This is a genomic window from Methylocystis sp., assembly GCF_051061285.1.
GTDB lineage: Bacteria > Pseudomonadota > Alphaproteobacteria > Rhizobiales > Beijerinckiaceae > Methylocystis.
Map to the genome: position 1 here is coordinate 121,541 of NZ_JBPFEA010000024.1, position 24,364 is coordinate 145,904.

The following is a 24,364-nucleotide window of genomic DNA, read 5'->3' on the forward strand; positions in this document are numbered from 1 at the left end:
AATTTTGGAGCGACCAATGGCGGCCACGCCTTCGACGACCGAAGCCTCACGCCCCAGGGGCGGCAACGCCTTCGCGTTGGACCGCGCGCTGCTCTACGATCTCGCCGATATCGCGCTGACCGCCGCCAAGCGAAACGGCGCCAGCTACGCCGACGTCAGGATCGGCGAAACCCGGCGCGAATACGCCTTCGCGAAAGACGACCGTTTGGAGAATTTCGACGAGCGCGCCTCGCAAGGCTTCGGCATGCGCGTGCTGCTCGACGGCTGCTGGGGATTTTACGGCGCGCGGCGGCTCGATCCGCAGAGCCTGCGCGATGGCGTCGAGCGCGCGCTGGAGAACGCCCGCGCGGTGAAACGGATACAGTTCCAGCCGATCGCGCTCGAGCGTCTGCCCGCGCATGAAGCCGAATGGATCATGCCGATGGGCATCGATCCCCTTGAAGTGTCCGCCGGCGAGAAGGCCGACCTGCTGCTTTCGATCATCGCCAGCGCGCGCGATCACGGCGCGGATTTCTGTTCGGCGTCGCTTTCGGCGACCTGTGAAGAGCGATTCTTCGCCAATAGTCTTGGCAGCCGCATTCATCAGACGCGCACCCGCGTCGCGCCGAACTTTCAGGCGACCGCCATCGACCGCGCCAGCGGCCGTTTCGCGACGCGCGACTGCCTGGCGCCGGCGCGCGGCGCCGGCTGGGACTATGTCGTCGGCGCCGGCCTGATCGAGGAGGCCGCGCAGGCCGGCGAGGAGGCGCGCGCAAAGCTTGATGCAAAACCAGTAACGCCAGGCGATTGCGACATTGTGATCGACCCGACGAATCTGTGGCTCACAATTCACGAGACGGTCGGCCATTCGACCGAGCTCGACCGCGTGCTGGGCTGGGAGGCGAATTTCGCCGGAACGAGCTTCGTCAAACCCCATATGCTCAACGAACTGCAATTCGGCTCCGAATTGATGACAATCGTCGCCGATCGCGCGCAACCCGGCGCGCTCGCCACGATCGGCTACGACGACGACGGCGCCCCAGCGGAAGCCGCCGACTTCGCCATCGTCGAAAAGGGCGTGTTCAGGAATTTCCAGATGGCGCTTGGACAGGCGCATCTCATCGGCCTGTCGCATTCGAACGGCTGCGCCTATGCGGACAGCCCCACGACGTTTCCCATTCAACGCATGCCGAATATTTCGCTCAAGCCCAATCCTCAGAAATGCTCCTTCGACGATCTCATCAACGATGTCGAGAACGGCATTTATGTCGTCGGCGCCGGCAGCTGGAGCATCGATCAGCAGCGCGACAACTTCCAGTTCGGCGGACAGCTGTTCTATGAGATCAAGAACGGCAAGCTCGGCGATCTGCTGCGCGACGGCGCCTATCAGGGCCGCACCACGCAATTTTGGAACTCTCTCGCAGGGCTATGCGACGCGAGCGCCTATCATCTCGACGGCACCTTCACCTGCGGCAAGGCCGAGCCGGTGCAGGTGGCGCCGGTCTCGCACGGCAGCCCGCCGGCGCTCTTTCGCAATGTGCGCGTGCTGAACACGAGCGACGACGCATAAAGCATGTTCCTTTCTTCAGACGACGCAAAGTCGATCGCCGACAAAGTTCTCGCGCGTTCCAAGGCCGACGCCTGCGCCGTGCAGATTCAGGGCGGCTTGGATCAGAGTCTGCGCTTCGCGCGGGGCGGCGCCACGACCAATCTTGCGACCGCCGAAGCCAATCTGCGCATCTCGTCACATATTGGCGGGCGCATCGGCTCTTGCAGCATCTCGCGTTTCGACGATGCGGCGTTGGCCGCCGCCGTGGCGCGCTCGGAAGAGATCGCGCGGATGTTGCCCGTCGATCCGGATTATGTCGCGCCGCTCGGCCCGCAGAATTACGGCTTCTCCGACCGCTATGACGAGGCGACCGCCAATCTGCGCCTCGACGCCCTCGCCGACGCGGCGGCGCGCGTCATCGAGGAGGGCGCGCGCATCGGCGTCGACACCTTCGGCTGCGCGACGACGGCAAGGCGATTCAACGTATATGCGACGAGCGCCGGCCTCTTCGCCTATGAGCGGCGCAGCGAAATCGATCTTTCCGCCACGGCGCGCAACCGCGCCGACGCTTGGTCGGGCTGGGCCGGCGCGCATCAATTCTTCGTGGATCGTCTCGACGCCGTAGCAATCGCCCGCGTCGCCTGCGCGAAGGGCGCGCATGATGCGACTCCGGTCGATCTCGAACCCGGCGCCTATACCGTCGTTCTCGAGCCGGAGGCAACGACCGAGCTCGCTTTTTGGCTCATCAAAACGATGGAGGCGCGCGCCGCCGACGAGGGGAGAAGCTTCTTCGCGCGTCCTGGCGGCGGAGCGCTTTTGGGCGAGCAGCTCTTTGACGAACAGCTCACGATCCGCGTCGATCCCGCCGACCCGCTGGCGCCGGAAGCGGCCTTCGGCTTCGAGGGCGTGCCACATCGCGCCCGCGCCTTCGTTGAGAACGGCGTTGTGACGACGCTCTATCGTTCACGCGCCTGGGCGCAAAAGACCCAATCGGAACCAATCCCTTTTGCGAAGAATTTCGTGATGTCGGGCGGCGACGTTTCGCTTGACGACATGGTGCGCTCGGTGCGGCGCGGCGTTCTGGTGACGAGACTCTGGTACACTAACATCGTCGACCGGAAGAGCCTGCTGCTGACCGGGCTCACGCGCGACGGCAATTTCCTCATCGAGAACGGCCGGATCGTCGCGCCGATGCGCAACATGCGCTTCAATCAGCGGCTCGGCGAGTTGTTCAGCAACATCAAAGCCCTCGGTCCAACGCGTCGGACCTGGCGCGCGGCGGGCGAAGGCGGCGCGCCGGCGGCGCCGGCGATGCTCGTCGAAGGCTTCAATTTCTCGTCGAAATCGAGCGGGATATAGAGCCCGCGCGCGTTCATGTATGATGCGCGCCTCGCAGCCGGAGCCGCACCATGCGCCTTTTCGCCTTGCTCATCGCTCTCCTCATCGCGGCGCCGGCCCTCGCGCTCGACAAGGTGCGCTTCGCCACCAATTGGCGGGCGCAAGCCGAGCACGGCGGTTTCTATCAGGCCGTCGCCGACGGCACGTATGCGCGCTACGGGCTCGACGTGACCCTTCTGCAAGGCGGCCCGCAGCTCAACGCGCGGCTGCTGCTCGCCGCGGGCCGGGTCGACTTCGCGATGGGCGCAAACACCATTCAGATGTTCGAATCGGTGCAGCAGAACGTGCCGGTCGTCACCCTCGCCAGCATGTTCCAGGTCGACCCGGTGATTTTCATGTCGCATCCCGGCGTGGGCCTTGATCGTTTCGAAGATCTGCCGATGGCGACGGCTTTCATCGCCAGCGACATGCGCGCTTCCGTCTGGCAATGGCTGAAGCAGGCCTATGGGTTCAAAGACAAAAACGCCAAGCCCTATAATTTCAATTCGACGCCTTTCCTTGCCGACAAGACGTCGATTCAGGAGGGAATTCTCACCTCGGAGCCCTATGCCATCGAACGCCAAGGCGGTTTCACGCCCAACGTGTTTCTTTTGTCGGACTATGGCTATGACAGCTATTCGACGACGATCGAGACGCGCGCCGACACGATCGCCAAGACTCCCGACCTCGTGCAGCGCTTCGTCGACGCTTCGATTATCGGCTGGTACAATTATCTCTACGGCGACAATGCTCAAGCCAATGCGATGATCAAGCGCGACAATCCGGAGATGACCGACGGTCAGATCGCCTATTCCCTCGCCAAAATGAAGGAGCGCGGCATCGTCGATTCCGGCGACGCGCTGACTTATGGCGTCGGCGTCATCACCGACGCGCGGATGAAGAGCTTTTTCGACAAAATGGCCAAGGCCGGCGTGGTTCCCGCCGACATTGATTACGCGCGCGGTTACACGCTGCGTTTCATCGGCAAGAAGGTCGGCATGGAGCTGCGGCCAAAATGACGCCGGGCGTTTCGGCGGTCAGAGAGACGCAAGTGACGGCGCCCGCGCTCGTTTCGTTGCGCGCGATCGGCAAGACATTCCCGAACGGGCTCGTCGCCCTCGCCGACTATGATCTCGACGTGCGCGAAGGCGAGATCCTGACGCTGCTCGGGCCTTCGGGCTGTGGCAAGTCGACGGTGTTGCGGCTCATCGCAGGGCTCGCGAGTCCGACGGCGGGCGCGATCGACTGGAGCGCGCCCCAAATTAAGAACAACATCGGCGTCGTGTTCCAGGACGCGACGCTGCTGCCTTGGGCGAGCGTCTTCGACAATGTCTTTCTGCCGCTGCGACTTAAGGGCGTTCCGCGCGAAGCGGCGTCGCCGCGCATCGAAGAGGCGCTCGCGCATGTCGGTCTTCTCAACTTTTCGCGCGCGCTGCCGCGAGAACTCTCCGGCGGGATGCGGATGCGCTGCGCCATCGCCCGCGCCCTGGCGACGCGGCCCACGCTGATGATGATGGACGAACCTTTCGCCGCCCTCGACGAGGTGACGCGCTTCAAGCTCAATGACGATCTGCTCGCGCTCAAACGCCGCTTCGGCGCGACGATCGTCTTCGTCACCCATTCGGTGTTCGAAGCCGCCTATCTCTCGACGCGCATCGTGGTGATGTCGCGGCGCGCCGGCAGAATCATCGACGACATCGAGATCGACCCAGCGATCCCACGCGACGACGACTATCGGTCGAGCAAGACCTTCGCCGACGTGTGTCGCCGGGCGTCGCAAGCGCTTCGCGTCTCAATCGAAGAGGCGACGCCGTGATCCAGAAACCTAGCGCGATCGCCTGGCGCGACATCGGCGTGCCGCTCGCCGTGTTTTTCGCAGCGCTCGCGTTGTGGGAAGGACTCGTGCGGTGGAAAAACATTCCGCCCTATATTCTCCCGGCGCCGAGCGTCATCCTCGCCAAGCTGATCGAGGACCGTGAACTACTGTTCTCATCGCTATTGGTGACTCTCGGCGTCACCTTCGAGGCGCTTATCGTCGCTACGGTTTGCGGCGTGGCGCTGGCGCTGCTTATCGCCCAGTCGAAATGGCTGGAGCGCGCGCTGCTGCCCTTCGCCATCACCTTGCAGGTCACGCCGATCATCGCCATTGCGCCTTTGCTGCTCGTGTATTTGCAACCCGGCAATGCGGTGCTGGTCTGCGCCTTTCTCGTCGCCTTCTTTCCGATTCTTTCGAATACGTCGCTCGGCCTCGCCTCCGTCGACTTCGGCTTGCGCGATCTGTTCGACCTCTATCGCGCCTCGCCATGGCAGAAGCTGATTTATCTACGCCTGCCCTCGGCGCTGCCGCAATTCCTCGCTGGCTTGCGCATTGGCGGCGGACTGGCGCTCATCGGCGCCATCGTCGCGGAGCTCGCCGCCGGCGCATCCGGTCAGGGGACAGGACTCGCCTATCGCATCGTCGAGGCGGGCTTTCGTCTCGACATTCCGCGCATGTTCGCGGCGCTGGCGCTCATCTCGCTGAGCGGGCTGGCGATCTACGGCGCGCTCGCGGCGCTCTCCTATATTTTGCTGCGCGGCTGGCACGAGAGCGCCAGAGCGCAAGACGAATGACGCTCATCCGGGACATTCGCGAGGCGGACGCCACGGCGTGGCGCAGGCTCTGGGCAGGCTATAATGATTTTTACGCAACGTCTGTGCCGATAGACGTGACGGAATTGACCTTGCGCCGCCTGCTCGATCCGACCTCGGCCATGATCGGCCGGATTGCTGAAAGGGAGGGACGCATCGCCGGCTTTTCCGTCTCCGTGCTGCATGAAAGCAGTTGGACGTCTTCGCCGACATGTTACCTCGAAGACCTTTTCGTCGATCCAACTATTCGGGGCGCGGGCCTGGGACGCGCGCTCATTCAAGACCTCATCGATCTTGGACGCGCTCGCGGATGGGCGCGCCTCTATTGGCACACGCAAGCGGACAATGAACGCGCTCGGCGCCTCTATGATTCATTCGGTGAAGCCGACATTTTCGTTCGCTACCGCCTGACGCTGTAGCGCTCATACGGAATTTGACGAAGCGTTCACTGTTCGGCGATTCCGCTCACTTCATCGAGATGATAGACATCATCGCGAAAATGCACGAGGCCGTCCGCCGACGCCCAGCCGGTCATATAGACCCACGCCACCGGCACGTGCTGCGTCAGCCGCGCCTCCTCGCGTTCGCCCGACGCGATTTTTGCGTTGATCTCCTCCTTGCTCATCTGCGGGCCGGATTCGCCGTCGAGCAGCCAGGCCGCGAGATCGACGACGCTCTGTACGCGCACGCAGCCATGCGACAGGAAGCGATAATCATTGGCGAAGAGATTTCGCGACGGCGTGTCATGCATGTAGACGGAATGGGAATTGGGCATCGAAATACGGATCGAGCCCAGCGAATTGTCCGCGCCGGAATCCTGCCGCAGCGTGTATTGGGCGGCGCGCTCGCTCGCCCAGTTGATCGAGCGCGGATCGACCTCCTCGCGTTGCGCATTCAGCACGCGAATATGCGAGCGCTGCAGATAGGTCGGGTCCTTCAGCATCTTCGGCGCGATCTCGTTTTTGATGATCGAGACCGGAACAGTCCATGTCGGATTGATGTTGACCGCGACGACCTTCGCCTGCAGTTCCGGCGAATGATGCTCGGGATCGCCGACGATCGCGGCGTAGCGGCGCATGACGCGATCGTCTTCCACCGCATCGACCGCCGTCGACGGAATATTGACGACGATGTAGCGCGGGCCAAAGGCGAAATCGAACGCAGTGAGCCGCTGTGCGGTGGACTCGAGCTGATGGAAGCGGGTCTCCGCCGGCACGTCGAGTTCGCGTAGCGTCGCGCCGGCGACGACGCCCGTCTGTTTCAGCCCCAGGCGATACTGAAAGCGCTTCACCGCCGCCGTGAGATCGGCGTCCCACTTCTCTTTCGCCGTGTCGACGATGCCGTCGTCTTCGGCCGCAAGGCGCCGGCGCAGCGCCGAGACTGCGGGTCCCTTCGCGCCGGGCCGAAGCGAGACGCCCACTCTCGGCCATCCGCCGAGATCGACGATCTGCCGGTAGCGATCCGCCGCCTTCGAGGTAGTGAAAAATGTCTGAGGCTGCAACGCCGGCGTCGGATCGTCGGAGAGCGCCGCCTCGCGCGGCGGCGCGGGTTTTGGTTTTGGTTTTGGCTTTTTCGCGGCGGTCTGAGCGGGCGCTGGATTTGTCGCTTGCGGCGCGGCGGGCGCGGCGCTGACCGGCGGCGCAGAGGTCACAGGCGCAGGTTCGGACGGCGCTGCGGGCGGCGGCGGCGCGACGGGCGTCGGCGCCGACTGCGCGGGAGCCGGCGCCGATTCGGGCGTCGCGGTTTCAGCGCCAAGCGGCGCGCCTGTCGCGAGCATCGCCAACAGCGCCCCAATCAGGAGGCCAAGACGAGAAGCGGAAGGAGTTCTCTTCATTTTCATGCCGTGTCGGCGCGGGCGTCGCGCACAGCGGCGGCGCGCCGCCGCCCGTTGTGAATCACGCGCGCCTATGCTCTAATTTCATCGCATATTCTATTGTTTTGGGGGAGCCATGATTGCAAACAAAGCACTGCGCGCGCTATTGCGGGCGCACATCGCCGCCGCCGCGCTGCTGGCGCTCGCCGCGGCAAATCCTTCGTCAGCCGCCGAACCGAACTACGCGAATCAGGGAGATCATTGGACGCCCGCCGAGCGCAAGGAATTCTACAGTCTCGATCAGGGCTCGCGAATCATGCCGCTCGACTGGTTCAAGGCGCTGAAGCGTCCCGACGGCTCACATTTTCTCGACGACGGAATGACGCGCTACGGCTATCTGCGCAATCCGGACAGCGCCGCCGGCCTCCCCGTCGGATTTCTTGTCGCGCCTGAGAGCAAGACGCTCAGCATGACATGCGCCGCGTGCCATACGCGCCAGATCGACGTCGGCGGAGTGTCGTGGCGAATCGACGGAGGTCCGGCGATCGTCGACATTCAGCACTTCTTCGCGGACATCGACACGTCCGTCGATAAAGTTGTCAACGACGCGCCGACATTCGCCGAATTCGCCAAACAAGTGCTGGGCCAGCACGCGACGGAGCTGGAACGCAAACTGCTCCACAAGCAGGTGGAGGACTGGTTCAAGCCGTACCATGTGCTGATGAAAGCATCCCTGCCGCCCGAAGGATGGGGCGTCGGGCGTCTCGACGCCGTGTCGATGATCTTCAACCGCGTCTCCGGATTGGACATCGGGACTTCGCCCGATCACATCATCAAGGAGAATATAAAGAGGGCCAACGCGCCCGTGCGCTATCCCTTCCTTTGGAACGCGCCGGTCCAGGATATGACCCAGTGGCCGGGGTTTGCGGAAAACGGAAACGGCATTCTCGGCCTCGCGCGCAACGTCGGCGAGGTTTATGGCGTCTTCGGCGTCTTTCATCCCCGTAAAGATATTTTGTATCCGGACGGGGTCGAATATCTGAATGGCTCTTCACTCAATATGCCGGGCCTCATGCGTCTCGAAACGCTCATAAGGCAAATTGAGCCGCCAAAATGGCAGTGGGCCGTCGACAAGGGACTCGCCGACGCCGGAAAGAAAATTTACGACCGCGAATGCGGAGCAAATTGCCACGAGATCAACACCAAGGACGCCGCCAAGCGCTTGTGCGCGAAATTTACCTGGAGAACGCCGATACAGGACGTCGGAACAGACGTCGCGGAATATGGGGTTCTAGAACGTGTCGGCAAAACCGGCGTGCTTGAAGGCCAGTTGCTCCCAAAACCTCCCTTTAATCAGAGATTGAAGCGCGATGGCGAAAGCCAAATCAACATTTTAACCGTGGCTGTCGTCCAATCGATCCTTCGCGCGCCCATACATTTCAGAGACATCGCACTGTATGAGCCCCTGCTGCGGGAGTGCCTGGAAAGCGACTCCGCTAGGCCGGAGGTAACGGCGCAGGCATTGAGGGAGGACTTCCTCGGCGTCATGGAGAAAAGCCTAGCCGAACTCTATCAAAAGCCGGAGGAAAAGACGCCGCCCGCATATGAGGCTCGGGTCATGCAAGGCATCTGGGCGGCGGCGCCATATCTGCACAATGGCTCTGTGCCGACCCTCGCCGATCTCCTGAAAAAGCCTGCCGACCGTCCGGCGTCTTTCAAGGTCGGCCCCGCCTATGACATCGAAAACGTCGGCCTCGCCAAGCAACAGACGAAGTTCGACGACACCTACGCCACCACAGCCAGCTGCGATCCGAAAAATCGCGACGCTTCCGGCAACAGCCGCTGCGGCCATGACTTCGGGACTTCGCTTTCGGATCCCGACAAGAAGGCGCTTCTCGAATATCTGAAGAGCCTATAGCGCGAAGGCCGCGCGCGACGACGATCGCAGCATGAAGACGAGGGGGACGCGCGTCCCCCTTGCCTTTTCTCGCGCCGCCCCGCATACCGCGCCGCAACGCGCAATCGAAAAACCGGGACGGATATGGGGTTCAAATGTGGCATCGTCGGCCTGCCCAACGTCGGCAAGTCGACCCTCTTCAACGCGCTCACGCAGACCGCCGCGGCGCAGGCCGCGAACTATCCCTTCTGCACGATCGAGCCCAATGTCGGCGAAGTCGCCGTTCCTGACCCGAGGCTTGAGGAACTGGCCAGGATCGCCGGCTCCAAAGAGATCATTCCGACGCGCCTGACCTTCGTCGACATCGCCGGGCTCGTGCGCGGCGCCTCCAAAGGCGAAGGTCTCGGCAACCAGTTTCTCGCCAATATCCGCGAATGCGACGCCATCGCCCATGTCGTGCGCTGTTTCGAGGACGGCGACGTGACCCATGTCGAAGGCGGCGTCGATCCGATCCGCGACGTCGAGACGATCGAGACCGAGCTGATGCTCGCCGATCTCGACAGCCTCGAAAAGCGCGTCGTCGCCATGGAGAAGAAAGCCAAGGGCGGCGACAAGGAGGCGAAGGAACTCGCCGATTTGATGAACCGCTGCCTTGTCCTGCTGCGCGAGGGCAAGCCCGCGCGTCTCGCCAAGGTGAGCGCGGAGGAGCGCGTCGCCTTCGCCGGTCTCGGGCTCCTTTCGTCGAAGCCCGTGCTTTACGTCTGCAACGTCGAAGAAGCGTCGGCGTCCGAAGGCAACGCCCAATCAGCGAAAGTCGCTGTGCGCGCCGCCGAGGAAGGCGCGGCCGCGGTGGTCGTCTCGGCGAAGATCGAAAGCGAGATCGCTGTTCTGCCGGGCGCAGAGCAGAAGGAGTATCTGGAGGCGGTCGGCCTCGTCGAGCCGGGGCTTAATCGCGTCATCCGCGCCGGCTACGACCTCCTGCATCTCATCACTTATTTTACCGTCGGCCCCAAGGAGGCGCGCGCCTGGACCATTGAAAAAGGCGTGCGCGCGCCGGCGGCGGCGGGCGTGATCCATACCGATTTCGAGAAGGGCTTCATTCGCGCCGAGACGATCGCCTATGGCGATTACATTTCAAACAAGGGCGAGGCGGGCGCCCGCGACGCCGGCCGGCTGCGGCTCGAAGGCAAGGAATACGTGGTCGCCGACGGCGACGTGATGCATTTCAGATTCAACACGTAAATTCGGCGAAGCTTGAATTCGCGCAGGCGAAGACCGTTCATCAATATCCGTTCTCCAGGATCGAAAGCCAATGGGCGCAAAAGCGCTTTACGTCATCCAAACCTGGACCAATACTGTGGCGGTTACGGGTCCATCGGGTCCGAGAAGGAATGCTCGGACCTCCGTCGGGTCTTCTTCCTGTCCGGGGACATTGAAAATCACGCGCAGATGATTGGGATCGCCGTCCGGATCCTGAACGAGAGCGATTTCTTCTCCAGGCATCGCGCCTTCGACGACAGGTCGCAAGCGCGCCAGGCCGAACCGGCCAAGGCTCTCGCCCCTGAACTCGATCATGACCTTGCGCGCGTGCGACCAAACGCCTGTGGTCGGCACAGACTCGGCGACCTGGAGCGTGCGCGTCCATGGCTTCGTCATTCGGATCGCGACTGCCGGCGCAATATGCGGCGGCAATATTTCTTCCGCATTCCAATGCAGGCGATATGATATTTGGATAGGCGTATTGACGCGCGGTTTTTCGGCGGGTTTGAAAAAGGCGACGATATTGTCGGAATATTCCGACTCGGTCGGTATCTCAACAAGATGGATCGCGCCTTCCGGCCATTTGCCCAGCGGCTCCACCCAAAGATTGGGACGGCGTTCGTAAGCGACGCGATCAATATAGCTCGCGGATGAGCGGTCGCGTTGCAAAAGTCCAAAGCCGCGCGGACTCTCGTCGAGAAACGTCGAGACGGAAAGCCGCGCGGGATTGTTCAGCGGACGCCACAGCCATTCTCCCGCGCCATTGTGCATTAGCAGTCCGTCCGAATCATGCACCTCCAGGCGCCAGTCGCGACCGGCCCAACGGTTTGTTTCGGAATACCAATACATAGAGGTCAATGGCGCGAAGCCGAGACAGGCAATGTCGTCGCGCCTAGGAAAAACAGTCGCTTGCACAGTTGTGACGATATTCGGAAACCTCTTGATTTCAAAGAAATACGCTCCAGCGACGCTCTTGCCTTCGAGCAAGGCGTACACATGATAGTCCGATCCACTTTTTTCGATCCAGAATTCGGTGAAGGCGGGAAATTCCTCCTCCTTCCCGGCGACCGCCGTATCGATCGCCAAGCCGCGCGCCGAAACGCCATATTGGTCGAGGTCTCCAGAAGAGCGAAAATACGAAGCCCCGAGAAACGATATCCAGTCTGGCGCGAGTCCTCTCTCCAGCCCCCTCGGATCGCCATGCCGATGCACGCGAAATCCCGAGAAACCGGCATCGTCGGGCATATTGGCGGCGGGGCTTTCCTTCGGATATCGGAAGTCGTGCTTGCGATAACGAATTTCGCGCGCAACGCCGTCGTCAAGAAGGTGGATGCGAACCGGATGCGGAAACAAGCGGGCAAGATGAAGAAGCGTGACGGCGCCGTCGCCATCCGGCGCGGGATAGAGACCCCTCTCGATCGGCTGAAAAATTCGATTATGCGCGTCATAGTCGATTTGATTGACGATGCGCGGCGCGGGCGTAGGCCGAGGCGCGTAAGGGAGACTCGCCCGCTTGCGCGCTTGCTTCTTCACTTTCGAGAAGGAAAACGCCGTCGCGGGACCGAATTCCAGCGGGCGTATTGATTTCGACTTGGCGCCGGCGAACGCAACCGAAGGATGAGCGGCGCAGGCTGGCAGACTGTGGATGAGCGCTAGGAACAATCGCCGGCTAATCGAAACATTCATCGTCATGAACCTATTACTAGGCGTTTTTCGCGATTCGCGGCAAGGCTGGCGATGCATTTTCACATGATGCAAATTCAGATGGCGATGATGCGCATATCGGCAGGATTGTCGCGGAAACGCGACGCCGTTGACGCCTGCGGCCCGACGTGGAAATGCGCCTAACGCCGATGATGCGGAAGAAGCCTCAACCGCTTCCGGCCAACGCCTATTTGGCGGAGACCGCCGCCCGCGCGACGCCGGACGGCTGAGTCCGGAACGCAAGGATTACGTCGCGGCCGACGACGACGTGATGCATTTCAGGTTTAATAGGTAAATCCGCGGAGCGTCTCTTCCTCTCCCACTCCTCTCCCACTTGCGGAAGAGGGCGGCTCAGCCAAAAGGCGTCTGTACGGAGGCCCGTCGCCAGCGACGGTCTTTAGCCGGGTCGGGTGAGGGCGCTGCGATTTTCTGAACGGCGTCGACCCTCATCCGTCGTCACTTCGTGACGACGTCTTCTCCCGCAGCGGGAGAAGGATGGCCCGGCGTAACGCTGAACGCCTACCCCGGCTTCGACAGATTATCGATCCGCTTGTTCAGCTCGTCGAGCTGGCGCTTCAGGTCGGCGACGTCGCCGCCCTCCTTGCGCGCGCCGCCGGCGCCTTCCTGCTCGTCGAGCGTCGGCGCCGTGGTCATCATGCCTTCCGTCGGCACGCCGAAGGGATTGAACATGGTCAGCGCCTGACGGAACACGGCCATGTTCTTGCGCGCCTGCTCTTCGAGCGACTGGAACGCCGCCCGAGTCGGCTCGGCGAAGGGAGCGCCCCCGACGCCGAGCGCCGAGGTGAATTGATCCCGGAATCTTTGCTGTTCTTTCGTCAGCTTGTCGATCGAGAACTCAAGATAGCTCGGCACCAGCATCTGCATCGAGTCGCCGTAGAAGCGGATGAGCTGGCGCAGGAAGGCGATCGGCAGCAGGCTTTGGCCTTCCTTGCCCTCCTGCTCGAAAATGATTTGGGCCAGCACCGGGCGGGTGATGTCATCGCCGCTTTTTGCATCGCACACGACGAAATCCTCGCCGCGCTTCACCATACCGGCAAGGTCCTCCAGCGTCACATAGGTGCTCGTTCCGGTGTCATAGAGCCGACGATTGGCGTATTTCTTGATCGTTGTGGGTTTTTTCTCAGTCGCCATACGCCTGACATGCTCCCTCGCCGCACGGCCGCCGCCCGCCTAAAAACAGTCGTCTAGCGTTGGACGATACGCGCAAATTGGCGCCTGCGGCAATATTTTCATGCCGAAAGCCTTTCGCTACCGCTCGATTCCGTGCAAAACGGGCCGCGGCTTGCCCACCGCAAGCGCGAAAGGACCAACACTTCGCCCCCTGACCGGCCAAGGCGGTCGGGCGGTTGGACTATTTTTTAAGGAGATCGACAGATGACCGATATCGTGATCGTTTCCGCGGCGCGCACCGCCGTCGGATCGTTCAACGGAGCCTTTGGAGCGGTTCCGGCCCACGAGCTCGGCGCTGTCGCCATCAAGGCCGCTCTCGAGCGCGCCAAAGTCCAGCCCAATGAGGTCAACGAGGTCATTCTCGGGCAGGTGCTCGACTCGGCGCAGGGCCAGAATCCGGCGCGTCAGGCGGCGATCAAGGCAGGCGTTCCGGACAGCGCCACGGCCTTCGGAATCAATCAGGTCTGCGGCTCCGGCCTGCGCGCCGTGGCGCTCGCCGCCCAGCAGATCCAGGCGGGCGACGCCAGCATCATCGTCGCCGGCGGTCAGGAGTCGATGTCGCTCGCGCCGCATGCGTCGCAGCTGCGCACGGGCACCAAAATGGGCGACGTCAAATTCGTCGACACCATGATCGTCGACGGGCTCACCGACGCCTTCAACAATTATCACATGGGCGTCACCGCCGAGAACGTCGCCAGACAATGGCAGATCACCCGCGAGCAGCAGGACGAGTTCGCGGTCAAGTCGCAGAACAAAGCCGAGGCCGCGCAGAAGGCCGGCAAGTTCAAGGACGAAATCATCCCCTATACGATCTCGACCAAGAAGGGCGACATCGTCGTCGACGCCGACGAATACATCAAGCATGGCGTGACCATGGAGGGCGTCGGCAAGTTGCGCCCGGCCTTCGCCAAGGACGGCACGGTGACGGCGGCGAACGCCTCGGGCCTCAACGACGGCGCCGCGGCGCTCATCGTCATGAGCGCCGAAGAGGCCAAGAAGCGCGGCCTGACGCCGCTGGCGCGCATCGCCTCCTGGGCGACCGCCGGCGTCGATCCGTCGCTGATGGGCTCCGGGCCGATCCCCGCGTCGCGCAGAGCGCTGGAGAAGGCCGGCTGGAAGGTCGCCGACCTCGATCTCATCGAGGCGAACGAAGCCTTCGCGGCGCAGGCGCTCGCGGTCAACAAGGACATGGGCTGGGATCCCGCCATCGTGAACGTCAACGGCGGCGCGATCGCCATCGGCCATCCGATCGGCGCCTCCGGCGCGCGCGTGCTCACGACGCTCCTGCACGAGATGGCGCGTCGCGGCTCCAAGAAGGGCCTCGCGACGCTCTGCATCGGCGGCGGCATGGGCATCGCGCTGACGGTGGAGCGGTAATCATCGGCAGTCGGCAATAGGACGTAGGCAGTAGGCATTCGGATTGCGATATTCTCCGACTGCCTGCTCACGACTGCCGACTGCCGTTTCAAACGATCAACAATTCTGGAGGAGACTCTTTAAATGGCAAGAACTGCAGTTGTGACAGGCGGCACGCGCGGCATCGGCGAAGCGATTTCCAAGGCGCTGAAAGCGGCGGGCTACACTGTCGCGGCCACCTACGCCGGCAATGACGAAGCCGCCAACAAGTTCAAGGCTGAGACGGGCATTCCGGTCTTCAAGTTCGATGTTTCCGACTATGACGCCTGCGCCGCCGGAATCGCGCAGATCGAGAAGGAGATCGGCCCGGTCGACATTCTCGTCAACAACGCCGGCATCACCAAGGATCGTCTGTTCCACAAGATGGAGCTTGCCCAGTGGCAGGCGGTGATCAACACCAATCTCAACTCGCTGTTCAACGTCACGCGCCCGGTCATCAACGGCATGCGCGATCGCGGCTTCGGCCGCATCATCGTCATCTCGTCGATCAACGGCCAGAAGGGCCAGGCCGGCCAAACCAACTATTCCGCCTCCAAGGCCGGCGACATCGGCTTCGTGAAGGCGCTGGCTCAGGAGAGCGCGTCTAAGGGCATCACCGTCAACGCCATCGCGCCGGGCTATATCGCCACCGAGATGGTGAAGGCCGTTCCGCAGGACGTGCTCGACAAGCACATCATTCCCTATATCGCCGTCGGCCGCCTCGGCGAGCCCGAAGAGATCGCGCGCGCCGTCGTATTCCTCGCCGCCGAGGACGCCGGCTTCATCACCGGCTCGACTCTGACGATCAACGGCGGCCAGTATCTGCACTAAGCGGATGGCCAGAGAATAGGCCGGTCTTCGCCGGCCATTTTTCTGACCTTTGAGGCGAAGCGCTATTCCGCGCAAAGCGAGATGGCCATGAGCGTAGAGGACGATCTGCTACGACCGACGCGTCTCGCGCCCGAGCTGCGATTGAGCGAAATTGTCTCGCCGATCAGCGGCCTTCGGACTTTGTCCGCGAACTCGGGGCCGCAGCGAGCGACCAGCTCAATAAAATACATCTCTCAGCGTAGCGGATATGTCGCGCTGATTTTGAACGCCGCTTTTTTTGCCTACATATCCTACTGGCTCTATCAGAACATCGAATTTTCCGATCTGTCGCAGGCGCTGAAGCAGATCCCCTTAAGCGCGATTCTGATGGCAATGACGATGAATGTGTTCGTCTTGCTGTTCTATGGGTCGCGCCTGTCGACGCTGCTTGGCGGCGGACTCTTTTCCGGTTTTCTGATCGCCACGATGGGATTTACCTTCAACAGTTTAGTTCCGTTCAGGGCTGGCGAAGGCGTGAAAATCTATTTTGGACATTCCTATTTTAATTATGCGATTGGCGGCATCAGCGCCGCAGTCCTGCTGGAAAAGCTCTACGACGTCACAGCGATCGTCATTTTGTCATTGCTCATCCTCGCGAGTTCAGATTCGCGCATTGTCGACCCGCGCCTGTTGATCGCAGCCGCCGTGATCCTTTCGATTGTTTTTTGCGGCATATTCGCCTTCCGGCGGAAAGCCGCCATCTTGAGCCTCCCGGATTGGCGCATCCTGGACGCCTTGCGTCTGGACGCATTTTTCAAACAGGCAGGCGGATTGGTCGCTAATCACCGCGCGGCGAGAACGGCCTTCTTCACGGCCTCGATATGGATGACAAATGTCTGCCTGGTCTATGTCGCCTTTCGAACGCTGCTCCCCGAAATCGATTTCACCCTCATCCACGCGATGACCTTATTGATGATCGGCGCGCTGGCGATCGCCGTTCCGGCGAGCCCCGCCGGCTTGGGACTGTTTGAAGCCGGCATCGTCGCCTATCTCGTCAACGGCTACGGCGTTCAGAAGGAACGCGCCATTTCCGCAGCCTTGGCGTATCATTTCTCAATCACCGCGCCCCACACGCTGATCATCGTCGGCTTTCTGGGAGTGGCATTTTTTCGCTGGCTGAAAGTGCGCGTGACGCCTGAGGGCGCTGCGCTGAGGCCCGCGCAGGCGCAAGACTCCGCTTCGACGCTCGCCTGACGGAATTCCCGCGTGCGCCGCCGCACGGAATGCGGGCGGCGCCTCTTCTACAACGCGCTCATCGAGACATCGAACATCGAGCGCAAGACAATGAACCGCCGCACTTCCAAGATCGCCCAATTCGCTTTCGCCGCCGCCCTCATCGGAGTCGCCGCCTCGGCGCCGCAGGCCGCCGCCGCCCGCGAATTCGTTCATTATCACTCCGAGCTCGATCCCGGCTCCATCGTCGTCAGCGAGCACGAGCGCAAGCTCTATCTCATCGTCGATCAGGACGACGCCATCGCCTACAAGGTCGCGGTGCCGAAGGCGGGCAAGGAATGGAGCGGCGTCGTGCAGATCAACGCCAAATTCGTCGAGCCGGATTGGACGCCGCCGGAAGATGTGAAGCACGATCATCCGGAGCTGCCGGAGGTGATCCCCGGCGGCGCGTCGAATAACCCGATGGGCGCCCGCGCCATGACGCTCAGCGAGGGTCAGGTCGCGATCCACGGCACGACGCAGAAGATGCGCAAGTCGATCGGCTCGGCCGCCTCCTATGGCTGCATCCGCATGCTCAACGAGGACGTCGTCGATCTTTACGACCGCGTCGCCGTCGGCGCGACCGTGGTGGTGACTCCGTAAGCCGCCTCACGCCGGACGGTCGGCGGCTGACCGCCGCTACTCTTCCGGCAGCGGAATGAACTCCGCGTCGCCCGGCACTGAAGGGAACTTCCCTTCCCGCCAGTCGCGCTTGGCCTGTTCGATCCGCTCCTTGCTGGAAGACACGAGATTCCACCAGACGAAGCGGCGCCCGTCGACCGGCGCGCCGCCGAGCAGCATCATCCGCGCATCGGAAAGCGCGCGGATCGTGATCGCGACGCCCGGGCTGAAGATCAACAATTGCGGCTCGTCGAAACGTTCGCCAGCGATCTCTATGGCGCCCTCGACGAGATAAAGCGCGCGCTGCTCATAATCGGCATCGAGCGGCGCCGAAGCGCCGGCGGCGAGACGCAGCTCGACATAGAACCAATCCGATAGCGTCTCCACCGGCGACTTGGCTCCGAACGCGGCGCCGGCGATGACGCGCGCGAACATGCCTCTATCGTCAACGGCAGGAAGAACTTCGGCGCTAAAATGCTGGAAGCTCGGCTCGGTCTCTTCATGCGCCAGCGGCAAGGCCAGCCAGCTTTGCACGCCGAGCATCTGTTGCCCCGCCGCGCGCGGACCCGGCGGCGTGCGCTCCGAATGCACGATGCCGCGCCCAGCGGTCATCAAATTCATGGCGCCAGGCGCGATCTCCTGCACATTCGCCAAACTATCGCGATGCAGAATGCGCCCGTCGAAAAGATAGGTGACGGTCGCAAGACCGATATGGGGATGCGGACGCACGTCCATCCCCTGCCCCGGCGCGAATTGAACCGGGCCGAAATGATCATAGAAGACGAACGGCCCGACCATCTGGCGCCTGTCGTCGGGCAATGCGCGCCTGACGCTGAAGCCGCCGAGATCGCGCGCGCGCGGCGCAATCTGCAATTCGATCGACTTCGCCGCCGTCGCGGCGCCCCCGGGGATGGACATGCTGAGCCTCTTCTCGCGCGTGAGGGTTGCGCGAGTAGCTAACGCCGCCCGTCGACGGATCAAGCGCCCCAATTACGCGCTGCGGCGCTTGCCCTTCATGACGCATCCGACATTCGCCGCCTGTCGCACCCTCTTGCCATTGGCGCAACGCGGCGGCGGATTGGCGTCGAGACTCGTCGCCTGCGGCGCAGAGGCCGACGCGCGCTGCAAGCCGCCCGCGCTCGAATAGAGACTGAAGGACATGGCGAGAGCGGCCGCCACCAGGAATATGAACATTCGCATCGCATCACTCCCTTTTGATCATGAGAAAAGCAGGCCTCGACCCTCATCCGAAGCGCGTTGGTTTACTGTGCTCTCGCGCACAAGCGAGCGCCGGCCGCGCTTGACGGCGCGAATAAATGGGCATATGCACATATCATGTCTTCGTTAGATCCGTCCGAGATCAAGCTCTGCGCGCAAAGCTGCGCGGCCGCGAATATTCGCCGCGCCAGCCGCGCCATCACGCGGCTCTACGGGCAGTTCATGGCGGCGACCGGTCTGGAGCCGACGCAATATTCGCTGCTCGTCGCCTGCTCTCTCACCGGAGGCGCGACGGTCAGCAAACTGGCCGAATATTTCGCGCTTGATCGCAGCGCGCTTGCGCGAAACCTAGCGGTTTTGGAGAAGCGCGGGCTTGTGAAGGTGAAGCCCGGCGACGATCGCCGCACGCGCAAGATTGCGCTGACGCCGTTCGGCGAGGCGACGCTCGCCAACGCGCTGCCCCACTGGCGGGAGGCGCAGAATGCAGTGGAGTCGAAATTCGGCGCCGAACGCCTGCAAAAGCTTCTCTCCGAACTGCGCGTTCTGACGGAGGCGACCTCGCCAATCTAAGCTGAACGGCGCCGAGACTGTCGCCGCGCTAAAAGGGGTATATGCAATGATGGTAGATCGCAGCCTCTCCTTCGCACGTGACGCCGCAGATCTCGATGCGAACGCGCTCCGCGACATTGCTCTTGAGGCCGGCGCCGACGACGTCGGCCTTGTCTCGCTCGACGATCCGGCGCTTGACGATCAGCGGCGCGACATTCTCGCGGCTTTTCCCTTCGCGCGAACGCTCATCTCCTTCGTCCTCCGCATGAACCGCGAGAACATCCGCAGCCCCGCGCGTTCCGCCGCCAATCTCGAATTCCACCATGCAGCCGACGATTGTGACGATGTGGCGCGCGCGATCGCCCACTCCCTCGAAGCGCGCGGCGTGCGCGCCGCCTATCCGTCGATGGGCTTTCCGATGGAAGCGTCACGATGGCCGGACAAGATGTGGCTCATCTCGCATAAGCCGGTCGCCGTGGCGGCGGGGCTTGGACGCATGGGAATCCATCGCAACGTCATTCACCCGAAGTTCGGCAATTTCATTCTGCTTGGCACGGTCGCCGTCGACATCGACTTTGAGGCGCGCGCCACGCCGCTCGACTTCAATCCGTGCTTCGAATGCAAGCTCTGCGTCGCCGCCTGTCCGACGGGCGCGATTGCGCCGGACGGACATTTCGACTTCGGCGCCTGCTACGCGCATAATTATCGCGAGTTCATGGGCGGGTTCGGCGAGTTGGTGGAGACGATCGCGGATTCAAAAAGCGCACGCGCCTATCGCGCGAAGGTCAGCGACGCCGAGACCGTCTCGACGTGGCAGAGCCTCGCCTTCGGTCCGAACTACAAGGCGGCCTATTGCATGGCCGTCTGCCCGGCGGGCGCCGATGTCATCGGCGCCTATCAGGCGGATAAGAAGCGCTATCTCCAGGAGATCGTCGATCCGCTGCAGAAGAAAGCCGAGACGGTCTACGTCGTCGCTGACTCCGACGCCGAAGCTTATGTGGCGCGCCGGTTTCCGGCCAAGACGTCGAAACGCGTGGACTCGACGCCACGTCCCGTGACGATCGAGGGCTTCCTCTCCGGCTTGCGGCTATTCTTCCAGCGCGGCAAGTCGACCGGTCTCGACGCGGTCTACCACTTCGTCTTCACCGGCGCGGACCGTCGCAGCGCCACCATCGTCATCGCAAATAAAACGCTCCGCGTCGACGACGGCCTTGTCGGCGACTCGCGACTGCTCGTGACCGCCGACTCCGAAACCTGGCTGCGCTTCGTGCGCAAGGAGACGAGCCTCGTCTGGGCGCTGCTGCGCCGCAAGATCAGGCTGCGTGGCGATCCGCGCCTGCTGCTGGCCTTCGGGCGCTGCTTTCCAGGCTGAACCGCTATCCCGCGTTCGCCTTCGCGGTATGCGCGGCGACGATGTCGCGCGCCTGCTTGCCGACGACTTCCGCGAGATGGTCGAAGCGCGCTTGGTAAAAGCCCGCGCCGGCGGTCGCCGAGCGCAGTTCGACGATGAGATTGTCCATCTCCGCCTCCGGGATCAGAGTCTCGAGCTTGTCCCAGCCGTCCCAACCCTCGCGCGGACCAAAGCCCATGATCTGGCCGCGCCGCGCCGAGACGATGCCGGTTGCGCGCGACATGGCGTCGCTCGGCACGAAAATATCGACCGCGAGCACCGGCTCCAGCAGGATCGGCTCGGCCTTTTCCAAGGCTTCGCTCATGCCGATGCGCGCCGCGGTGCGGAACGCCATGTCGGAAGAATCGACGGAATGGTACGAGCCGTCGGTCAGCACCGCCTCGACGTCGACCACCGGAAAACCTAACGGGCCGTGCAGCAGGGCGTCCTGACAGCCAGCCTCGACGGACGAGAAATATTGCCTGGGCACGGAGCCGCCGTGGACGCGTTCGCTGAAGGCGAATCCTTCGCCGCGGCCGCGCGGCGCGATCTCCATCACCACGTCGCCGAACTGGCCATGTCCGCCCGACTGCTTTTTGTGACGGCCGCGGACGGTGACCTTATGGCGGATCGTTTCGCGATAGGCGACCGTCGGCCTTGAGCAGTCGACCGCGACGTTGAAGCGCGCGGCGAGGCGTTCAAGCGCGACGCGCAAATGCATCTCTCCCTGGCCGAAGAGCTTGATCTGCGACAGCTCCTGGTCATGGACAAAAACGAGCGAAGGATCCTCTTCGATGAGCTTCGTCATCGCCGCGGCGAGGCGCATCTCGTCCTTGCGGTCCTTCACATTGAGCGCGAGGGCGTGCACCGGATCGGGAGCTTCCGCGCGCGTCTTCTGCAGATCCGCCGCGCCCGAGCGGGCGTCGGCGACGATCGTGTCGCCGGTCTGCGCATGATCGAGACGCCCGAGAGCGACGACCTCTCCGGTCTTCGCCTCCGTCGTCTTGCTCGTCGCCGCGCCCATCAAATGCGATATGCCCGAAATGCGATCCTCTCCCTGCGGCGAAGCGACGGTCTGCCCGTCCGCAAGGGAGCCGCGCAGCACGCGCGCGACCGACATTTTTCCGCCGTGCGGCGTGTGGATCGTACGGATGACGCGCGCCAGCGCGGGGCCGCTCTCGCCGACGCCAAGCCGCACGCGGGTCGCTTCGACTCCCGGCGCCTCGTGGCGCATCGCTTTCAACAGCCGCGTCACCCCGGCGCCCCGTTCGGCCGAGCCGATGAACAAAGGCACGACCAGTCCGGCGCGCAATTCCTTGGTGAGGTCGTCGAACACCTGATCGCGCGGCGGCTCGATGTCGGAAATCAGCTCCTCCATCAGCGTGTCGTCATAGTCGGCGAGCCGCTCCAGCATCGAGTAGCGGGCGTCCTTCTCGGTCGCGACGTCGCCCCCGGAAATCTCGACGACTTCCGACGGCGCATGTTCGCGATAGACATAGGCGCCCTCCAGCGCGAGATCGATGAAGCCGACCGCGACGCCATTGTTCCAGATCGGAACCTGACGCAGCAGCAGCGGCGTGCGCGAAGCCTGCTGCAGAATGGTGAGCGCCTCGCGCACGTCGATGGTCGCGGCGTCGATCTTGTTCAGGAAAATGAAATGCGGCACGCCGAGCTCTTCAAGCTGGCGCAAAATGAGCTGCAACGCCGGTATCTTGCGGGGGTCGGCCTCGCAGACGACGACGGCGGCGTCGACCGTCGGCAGGATATTGCGCGAGTCATGGGCGAATTCGACGGAGCCTGGCAGATCGACGAATGTGTAGCCGTCGCCCATATAATCGACCGTCGCGACATTGGACTCGACGCTCATCTGATGGGCGCGGGCTTCCGGACTGGAGTCGCCGACGCTGGCTCCTGCAGCGACGGGGCCCTGCCGCGGGATCGCGCCGGCGTGGGCCAGAATAGCCTCGAGAAGAGTGGTCTTGCCGCATTGGAACGGGCCCGCCAGCGCAATCAGCCGCGGGCCCTGTGCTCTCGCCTCGTGAGAATGCGCTCCTTGGGACGACGCTGGGGACAATGTTTGACCCATCACTCCCTCCTTATCTATCGGAGCCTGGTTTCGTCCGGCCCCGTTAGCTCATGGTTTCACCATGCGGCCGCCAGCGCAAGACGCCGTCCCTCGCCCGGCGCTTCCAAGCTCGCGGAAAGCGCGATAGAAGGCGCAACCCATACGACAACGGAGCTATTATGCGCCCCAGTAAACGCGCGCCCGATGAGATGCGCCAGGTGAGTTTCGAGCGAGGCGTCGCCCGCTACGCCGAGGGCTCCTGCCTCGTAAAATTCGGCAATACGCAGGTGCTCTGCGCAGCGTCGCTCGAAGACAAGCCGCCGCCGTGGCTGCGCGGCCAGGGCCGAGGCTGGGTGACGGCGGAATATTCCATGCTGCCGCGCGCCACCCACACCCGCACGCGTCGCGAGGCCGCCGCCGGAAGGCTCTCGGGACGCACGCAGGAAATCCAGCGCCTTATCGGCCGCTCGCTGCGCGCCGTCACCAATCTGCCAGCGCTTGGCGAGCGGCAGATCGTCGTCGACTGCGACGTCATCCAGGCGGACGGCGGCACGCGCACGGCGTCGATCACCGGCGCCTGGCTGGCGCTGCATGATTGCCTTGATTGGATGCGTTCGCGCTCCATCGTCAAGGAAAGCCCGCTGCGCGATCATGTCGCCGCCGTGTCCTGCGGCATCTTCAACGCAACCCCGGTGATCGACCTCGATTACGCCGAGGATTCAACCGCGGCGACCGACGCCAATTTCGTCCTCACCGGGTCGGGCGGCCTCGTTGAAATTCAGGCGACGGCCGAAGTCGCGGTTTTTTCCCAGGATGAGTTGTCGGCCATGCTGGCGCTCGCCCAGCAGGGAGTTGCGGACCTCGTCGCTCTGCAGAAAGCTGCGCTCGCGTAAGCGATCTCGTCCGCGTCAGCGCAGGAAGGCGGCGATCTGATTTGAAGAGACGGCGCGGCTCAAGCCGCATGGGAAGCTCGTCCCGCGCCGCGCGCCCTGCATCGATCGCTGGGCGCGTTTTCTTTCAGCACCGTTTACGCCGCCGATGGCGGATTGATCGGCAGAGGATCAGTTTCCAACAACGCATAGAGCAAATGGTCGCGCCACTGGCCATTGATGTTGAGATAGGAGCGCGCATAGCCCTCCTGCTTGAAGCCGACGCGCTCCAGCAACCGCTTGGAAGGCTCGTTCGTCGGCAGGCAAGCCGCCTCGATGCGATGGAAGCCGCGCTTCTCGAAAGCATAGGCGCAAGCGGCGCGAACGGCGCGGGTCATGTGGCCCTTGCCTGCATAGGGTTCGCCCATCCAATAGCCGAGCGTGGCCGCCTGCGACACGCCCCGCCGGACATGACCGAAGGAGAGGCCGCCCATCAGCGCGTCGTCCTCCTCACGGAAGATGAAGAAGGAATAGGCCTCGTCGCGGGCCATTTCCTCGGCGTGGCGGCGCACGCGGTAGCGAAAGCTCGCCCGCGTGAGATCATCGATCGGCCAGAGCGGCTCCCAGGGCGTCAGGAAGGAGCGGCTTTTTTCGCGCAGTTCGGCCCACTCGATGTAGTCGCGCATTTCGGACGCGCGCAGATAAAGACCGTCGCCTCTAATCGGCAGGTCGCGCCGCCCGATTACGCTGAAGATCGCCATCGTGCTCCTTGCCAGA

Annotated in this window: 22 protein-coding genes; 15 read left to right on the forward strand and 7 right to left on the reverse strand. The window is 63.1% G+C overall.

Going from position 1 to position 24,364, the window contains the following annotated elements:
• The first annotated feature begins 16 nt into the window (after window positions 1–16).
• The 6 genes from ACR65T_RS08240 to ACR65T_RS08265 are packed head-to-tail and all read left to right on the forward strand — an operon-like array spanning window position 17 to window position 5,952.
• A complete protein-coding gene (locus ACR65T_RS08240) occupies window positions 17–1,549 on the forward strand; it encodes a TldD/PmbA family protein (RefSeq protein WP_434496023.1) in 1,533 nt (510 codons plus the stop codon).
• A 3-nt stretch (window positions 1,550–1,552) separates the two neighbouring features.
• A complete protein-coding gene (locus ACR65T_RS08245) occupies window positions 1,553–2,887 on the forward strand; it encodes a TldD/PmbA family protein (protein WP_434496024.1) in 1,335 nt (444 codons plus the stop codon).
• 50 nt (window positions 2,888–2,937) lie between these two features.
• A complete protein-coding gene (locus ACR65T_RS08250; protein ID WP_434496025.1) occupies window positions 2,938–3,924 on the forward strand; it encodes an ABC transporter substrate-binding protein in 987 nt (328 codons plus the stop codon).
• On the forward strand, window positions 3,921–4,721 hold the full coding sequence (locus tag ACR65T_RS08255; RefSeq protein ID WP_434496026.1) for an ABC transporter ATP-binding protein: 801 nt from the start codon (window positions 3,921–3,923) through the stop codon (window positions 4,719–4,721). The genes ACR65T_RS08250 and ACR65T_RS08255 overlap by 4 nt, the downstream gene beginning before the upstream one ends.
• Window positions 4,718–5,515: an ABC transporter permease gene (locus tag ACR65T_RS08260; RefSeq protein WP_434496027.1), complete on the forward strand. Its 798-nt coding sequence runs from the start codon at window positions 4,718–4,720 to the stop codon at window positions 5,513–5,515. Before ACR65T_RS08255 ends, ACR65T_RS08260 begins: the two co-directional genes overlap by 4 nt.
• On the forward strand, window positions 5,512–5,952 hold the full coding sequence (locus tag ACR65T_RS08265) for a GNAT family N-acetyltransferase (protein ID WP_434496028.1): 441 nt from the start codon (window positions 5,512–5,514) through the stop codon (window positions 5,950–5,952). The genes ACR65T_RS08260 and ACR65T_RS08265 overlap by 4 nt, the downstream gene beginning before the upstream one ends.
• Window positions 5,953–5,978: 26 nt before the next feature.
• Here ACR65T_RS08265 and ACR65T_RS08270 read toward each other — a convergent pair whose 3' ends face one another.
• Window positions 5,979–7,367: a L,D-transpeptidase family protein gene (locus tag ACR65T_RS08270; protein ID WP_434496029.1), complete on the reverse strand. Its 1,389-nt coding sequence runs from the start codon at window positions 7,365–7,367 to the stop codon at window positions 5,979–5,981.
• Between the two features lie 115 nt (window positions 7,368–7,482).
• Between ACR65T_RS08270 and ACR65T_RS08275 the strand changes: the two genes are divergently transcribed.
• Both ACR65T_RS08275 and ychF read left to right on the forward strand, forming a co-directional pair.
• Window positions 7,483–9,264, forward strand: a complete 1,782-nt coding sequence (locus ACR65T_RS08275) for a di-heme-cytochrome C peroxidase (RefSeq protein ID WP_434496030.1) — start codon at window positions 7,483–7,485, stop codon at window positions 9,262–9,264.
• Window positions 9,265–9,387: 123 nt separating this feature from the next.
• The gene (gene ychF, locus ACR65T_RS08280) at window positions 9,388–10,485 is read left to right on the forward strand and encodes a redox-regulated ATPase YchF (protein ID WP_434496031.1); all 1,098 of its coding nucleotides are present in this window, start codon (window positions 9,388–9,390) and stop codon (window positions 10,483–10,485) included.
• Between the two features lie 87 nt (window positions 10,486–10,572).
• Here ychF and ACR65T_RS08285 read toward each other — a convergent pair whose 3' ends face one another.
• Together ACR65T_RS08285 and phaR are read right to left on the reverse strand one after the other, a co-directional pair.
• Window positions 10,573–12,189, reverse strand: coding sequence for a glucan biosynthesis protein (locus tag ACR65T_RS08285; RefSeq protein WP_434496032.1), 1,617 nt, complete (start codon window positions 12,187–12,189; stop codon window positions 10,573–10,575).
• A gap of 537 nt (window positions 12,190–12,726) precedes the next feature.
• Complete coding sequence (phaR, locus tag ACR65T_RS08290) at window positions 12,727–13,359, reverse strand: polyhydroxyalkanoate synthesis repressor PhaR (RefSeq protein ID WP_434496033.1); 633 nt, start codon at window positions 13,357–13,359, stop codon at window positions 12,727–12,729.
• Between the two features lie 243 nt (window positions 13,360–13,602).
• Here phaR and ACR65T_RS08295 point away from each other — a divergent pair, with 243 nt between their 5' ends.
• The 4 genes from ACR65T_RS08295 (at window position 13,603) to ACR65T_RS08310 (ending at window position 17,478) form a co-directional block, all read left to right on the forward strand.
• The gene (locus ACR65T_RS08295; RefSeq protein ID WP_434496034.1) at window positions 13,603–14,775 is read left to right on the forward strand and encodes an acetyl-CoA C-acetyltransferase; all 1,173 of its coding nucleotides are present in this window, start codon (window positions 13,603–13,605) and stop codon (window positions 14,773–14,775) included.
• A 123-nt stretch (window positions 14,776–14,898) separates the two neighbouring features.
• Window positions 14,899–15,624, forward strand: a complete 726-nt coding sequence (gene phbB / locus ACR65T_RS08300) for an acetoacetyl-CoA reductase (RefSeq protein ID WP_434496035.1) — start codon at window positions 14,899–14,901, stop codon at window positions 15,622–15,624.
• A gap of 87 nt (window positions 15,625–15,711) precedes the next feature.
• Entirely contained in the window at window positions 15,712–16,857 is a 1,146-nt protein-coding gene (locus ACR65T_RS08305) for a lysylphosphatidylglycerol synthase transmembrane domain-containing protein (protein ID WP_434496036.1), read from the forward strand.
• Window positions 16,858–16,869: 12 nt separating this feature from the next.
• The gene (locus tag ACR65T_RS08310; protein ID WP_434496037.1) at window positions 16,870–17,478 is read left to right on the forward strand and encodes a L,D-transpeptidase; all 609 of its coding nucleotides are present in this window, start codon (window positions 16,870–16,872) and stop codon (window positions 17,476–17,478) included.
• A gap of 36 nt (window positions 17,479–17,514) precedes the next feature.
• Here the strand turns inward: ACR65T_RS08310 and ACR65T_RS08315 are convergent, their stop codons facing one another.
• Together ACR65T_RS08315 and ACR65T_RS08320 are read right to left on the reverse strand one after the other, a co-directional pair.
• Window positions 17,515–18,414 carry a pirin family protein gene (locus ACR65T_RS08315; RefSeq protein WP_434496038.1) on the reverse strand — a complete coding sequence of 300 codons (900 nt, stop codon included), beginning with the start codon at window positions 18,412–18,414 and terminating at the stop codon, window positions 17,515–17,517.
• A gap of 72 nt (window positions 18,415–18,486) precedes the next feature.
• Complete coding sequence (locus ACR65T_RS08320; protein ID WP_434496039.1) at window positions 18,487–18,696, reverse strand: hypothetical protein; 210 nt, start codon at window positions 18,694–18,696, stop codon at window positions 18,487–18,489.
• 135 nt (window positions 18,697–18,831) lie between these two features.
• Between ACR65T_RS08320 and ACR65T_RS08325 the strand changes: the two genes are divergently transcribed.
• Both ACR65T_RS08325 and ACR65T_RS08330 read left to right on the forward strand, forming a co-directional pair.
• Entirely contained in the window at window positions 18,832–19,284 is a 453-nt protein-coding gene (locus ACR65T_RS08325) for a MarR family winged helix-turn-helix transcriptional regulator (RefSeq protein WP_434496040.1), read from the forward strand.
• 46 nt (window positions 19,285–19,330) lie between these two features.
• Window positions 19,331–20,635 carry a 4Fe-4S ferredoxin gene (locus ACR65T_RS08330; protein WP_434496041.1) on the forward strand — a complete coding sequence of 435 codons (1,305 nt, stop codon included), beginning with the start codon at window positions 19,331–19,333 and terminating at the stop codon, window positions 20,633–20,635.
• Between the two features lie 4 nt (window positions 20,636–20,639).
• On the opposite strand, the gene ACR65T_RS08335 is transcribed toward ACR65T_RS08330, so the two are convergent.
• Window positions 20,640–22,739 (reverse strand): elongation factor G, encoded by a 2,100-nt coding sequence (locus ACR65T_RS08335; RefSeq protein ID WP_434496042.1) that lies wholly within the window; start codon window positions 22,737–22,739, stop codon window positions 20,640–20,642.
• A 158-nt stretch (window positions 22,740–22,897) separates the two neighbouring features.
• On the opposite strand from ACR65T_RS08335, the gene rph reads away from it, so the two are divergent.
• Window positions 22,898–23,611, forward strand: coding sequence for a ribonuclease PH (gene rph / locus ACR65T_RS08340; RefSeq protein WP_018407504.1), 714 nt, complete (start codon window positions 22,898–22,900; stop codon window positions 23,609–23,611).
• A 134-nt stretch (window positions 23,612–23,745) separates the two neighbouring features.
• Here the strand turns inward: rph and ACR65T_RS08345 are convergent, their stop codons facing one another.
• On the reverse strand, window positions 23,746–24,348 hold the full coding sequence (locus ACR65T_RS08345) for a GNAT family N-acetyltransferase (protein ID WP_434496043.1): 603 nt from the start codon (window positions 24,346–24,348) through the stop codon (window positions 23,746–23,748).
• Window positions 24,349–24,364 lie beyond the last annotated feature (16 nt).

What these genes read in the sequence shown, in the direction of transcription:
- ACR65T_RS08295 (WP_434496034.1), top strand. Translation starts at nt 13,603, where the DNA reads ATGACCGATATCGTGATCGTTTCCGCGGCGCGCACCGCCGTCGGATCG.
- ACR65T_RS08250 (WP_434496025.1), top strand. Translation starts at nt 2,938, where the DNA reads ATGCGCCTTTTCGCCTTGCTCATCGCTCTCCTCATCGCGGCGCCGGCC.
- rph (WP_018407504.1), top strand. Translation starts at nt 22,898, where the DNA reads ATGCGCCCCAGTAAACGCGCGCCCGATGAGATGCGCCAGGTGAGTTTC.
- ACR65T_RS08265 (WP_434496028.1), top strand. Translation starts at nt 5,512, where the DNA reads ATGACGCTCATCCGGGACATTCGCGAGGCGGACGCCACGGCGTGGCGC.
- ACR65T_RS08335 (WP_434496042.1), bottom strand. Translation starts at nt 22,739, where the DNA reads ATGGGTCAAACATTGTCCCCAGCGTCGTCCCAAGGAGCGCATTCTCAC.
- ACR65T_RS08320 (WP_434496039.1), bottom strand. Translation starts at nt 18,696, where the DNA reads ATGCGAATGTTCATATTCCTGGTGGCGGCCGCTCTCGCCATGTCCTTC.
- phaR (WP_434496033.1), bottom strand. Translation starts at nt 13,359, where the DNA reads ATGGCGACTGAGAAAAAACCCACAACGATCAAGAAATACGCCAATCGT.
- ACR65T_RS08275 (WP_434496030.1), top strand. Translation starts at nt 7,483, where the DNA reads ATGATTGCAAACAAAGCACTGCGCGCGCTATTGCGGGCGCACATCGCC.
- ACR65T_RS08315 (WP_434496038.1), bottom strand. Translation starts at nt 18,414, where the DNA reads ATGTCCATCCCCGGGGGCGCCGCGACGGCGGCGAAGTCGATCGAATTG.
- ACR65T_RS08240 (WP_434496023.1), top strand. Translation starts at nt 17, where the DNA reads ATGGCGGCCACGCCTTCGACGACCGAAGCCTCACGCCCCAGGGGCGGC.
- ACR65T_RS08285 (WP_434496032.1), bottom strand. Translation starts at nt 12,189, where the DNA reads ATGAATGTTTCGATTAGCCGGCGATTGTTCCTAGCGCTCATCCACAGT.
- ACR65T_RS08255 (WP_434496026.1), top strand. Translation starts at nt 3,921, where the DNA reads ATGACGCCGGGCGTTTCGGCGGTCAGAGAGACGCAAGTGACGGCGCCC.
- ACR65T_RS08325 (WP_434496040.1), top strand. Translation starts at nt 18,832, where the DNA reads ATGTCTTCGTTAGATCCGTCCGAGATCAAGCTCTGCGCGCAAAGCTGC.
- ACR65T_RS08305 (WP_434496036.1), top strand. Translation starts at nt 15,712, where the DNA reads ATGAGCGTAGAGGACGATCTGCTACGACCGACGCGTCTCGCGCCCGAG.
- ACR65T_RS08330 (WP_434496041.1), top strand. Translation starts at nt 19,331, where the DNA reads ATGATGGTAGATCGCAGCCTCTCCTTCGCACGTGACGCCGCAGATCTC.
- ychF (WP_434496031.1), top strand. Translation starts at nt 9,388, where the DNA reads ATGGGGTTCAAATGTGGCATCGTCGGCCTGCCCAACGTCGGCAAGTCG.
- ACR65T_RS08245 (WP_434496024.1), top strand. Translation starts at nt 1,553, where the DNA reads ATGTTCCTTTCTTCAGACGACGCAAAGTCGATCGCCGACAAAGTTCTC.
- phbB (WP_434496035.1), top strand. Translation starts at nt 14,899, where the DNA reads ATGGCAAGAACTGCAGTTGTGACAGGCGGCACGCGCGGCATCGGCGAA.
- ACR65T_RS08345 (WP_434496043.1), bottom strand. Translation starts at nt 24,348, where the DNA reads ATGGCGATCTTCAGCGTAATCGGGCGGCGCGACCTGCCGATTAGAGGC.
- ACR65T_RS08270 (WP_434496029.1), bottom strand. Translation starts at nt 7,367, where the DNA reads ATGAAGAGAACTCCTTCCGCTTCTCGTCTTGGCCTCCTGATTGGGGCG.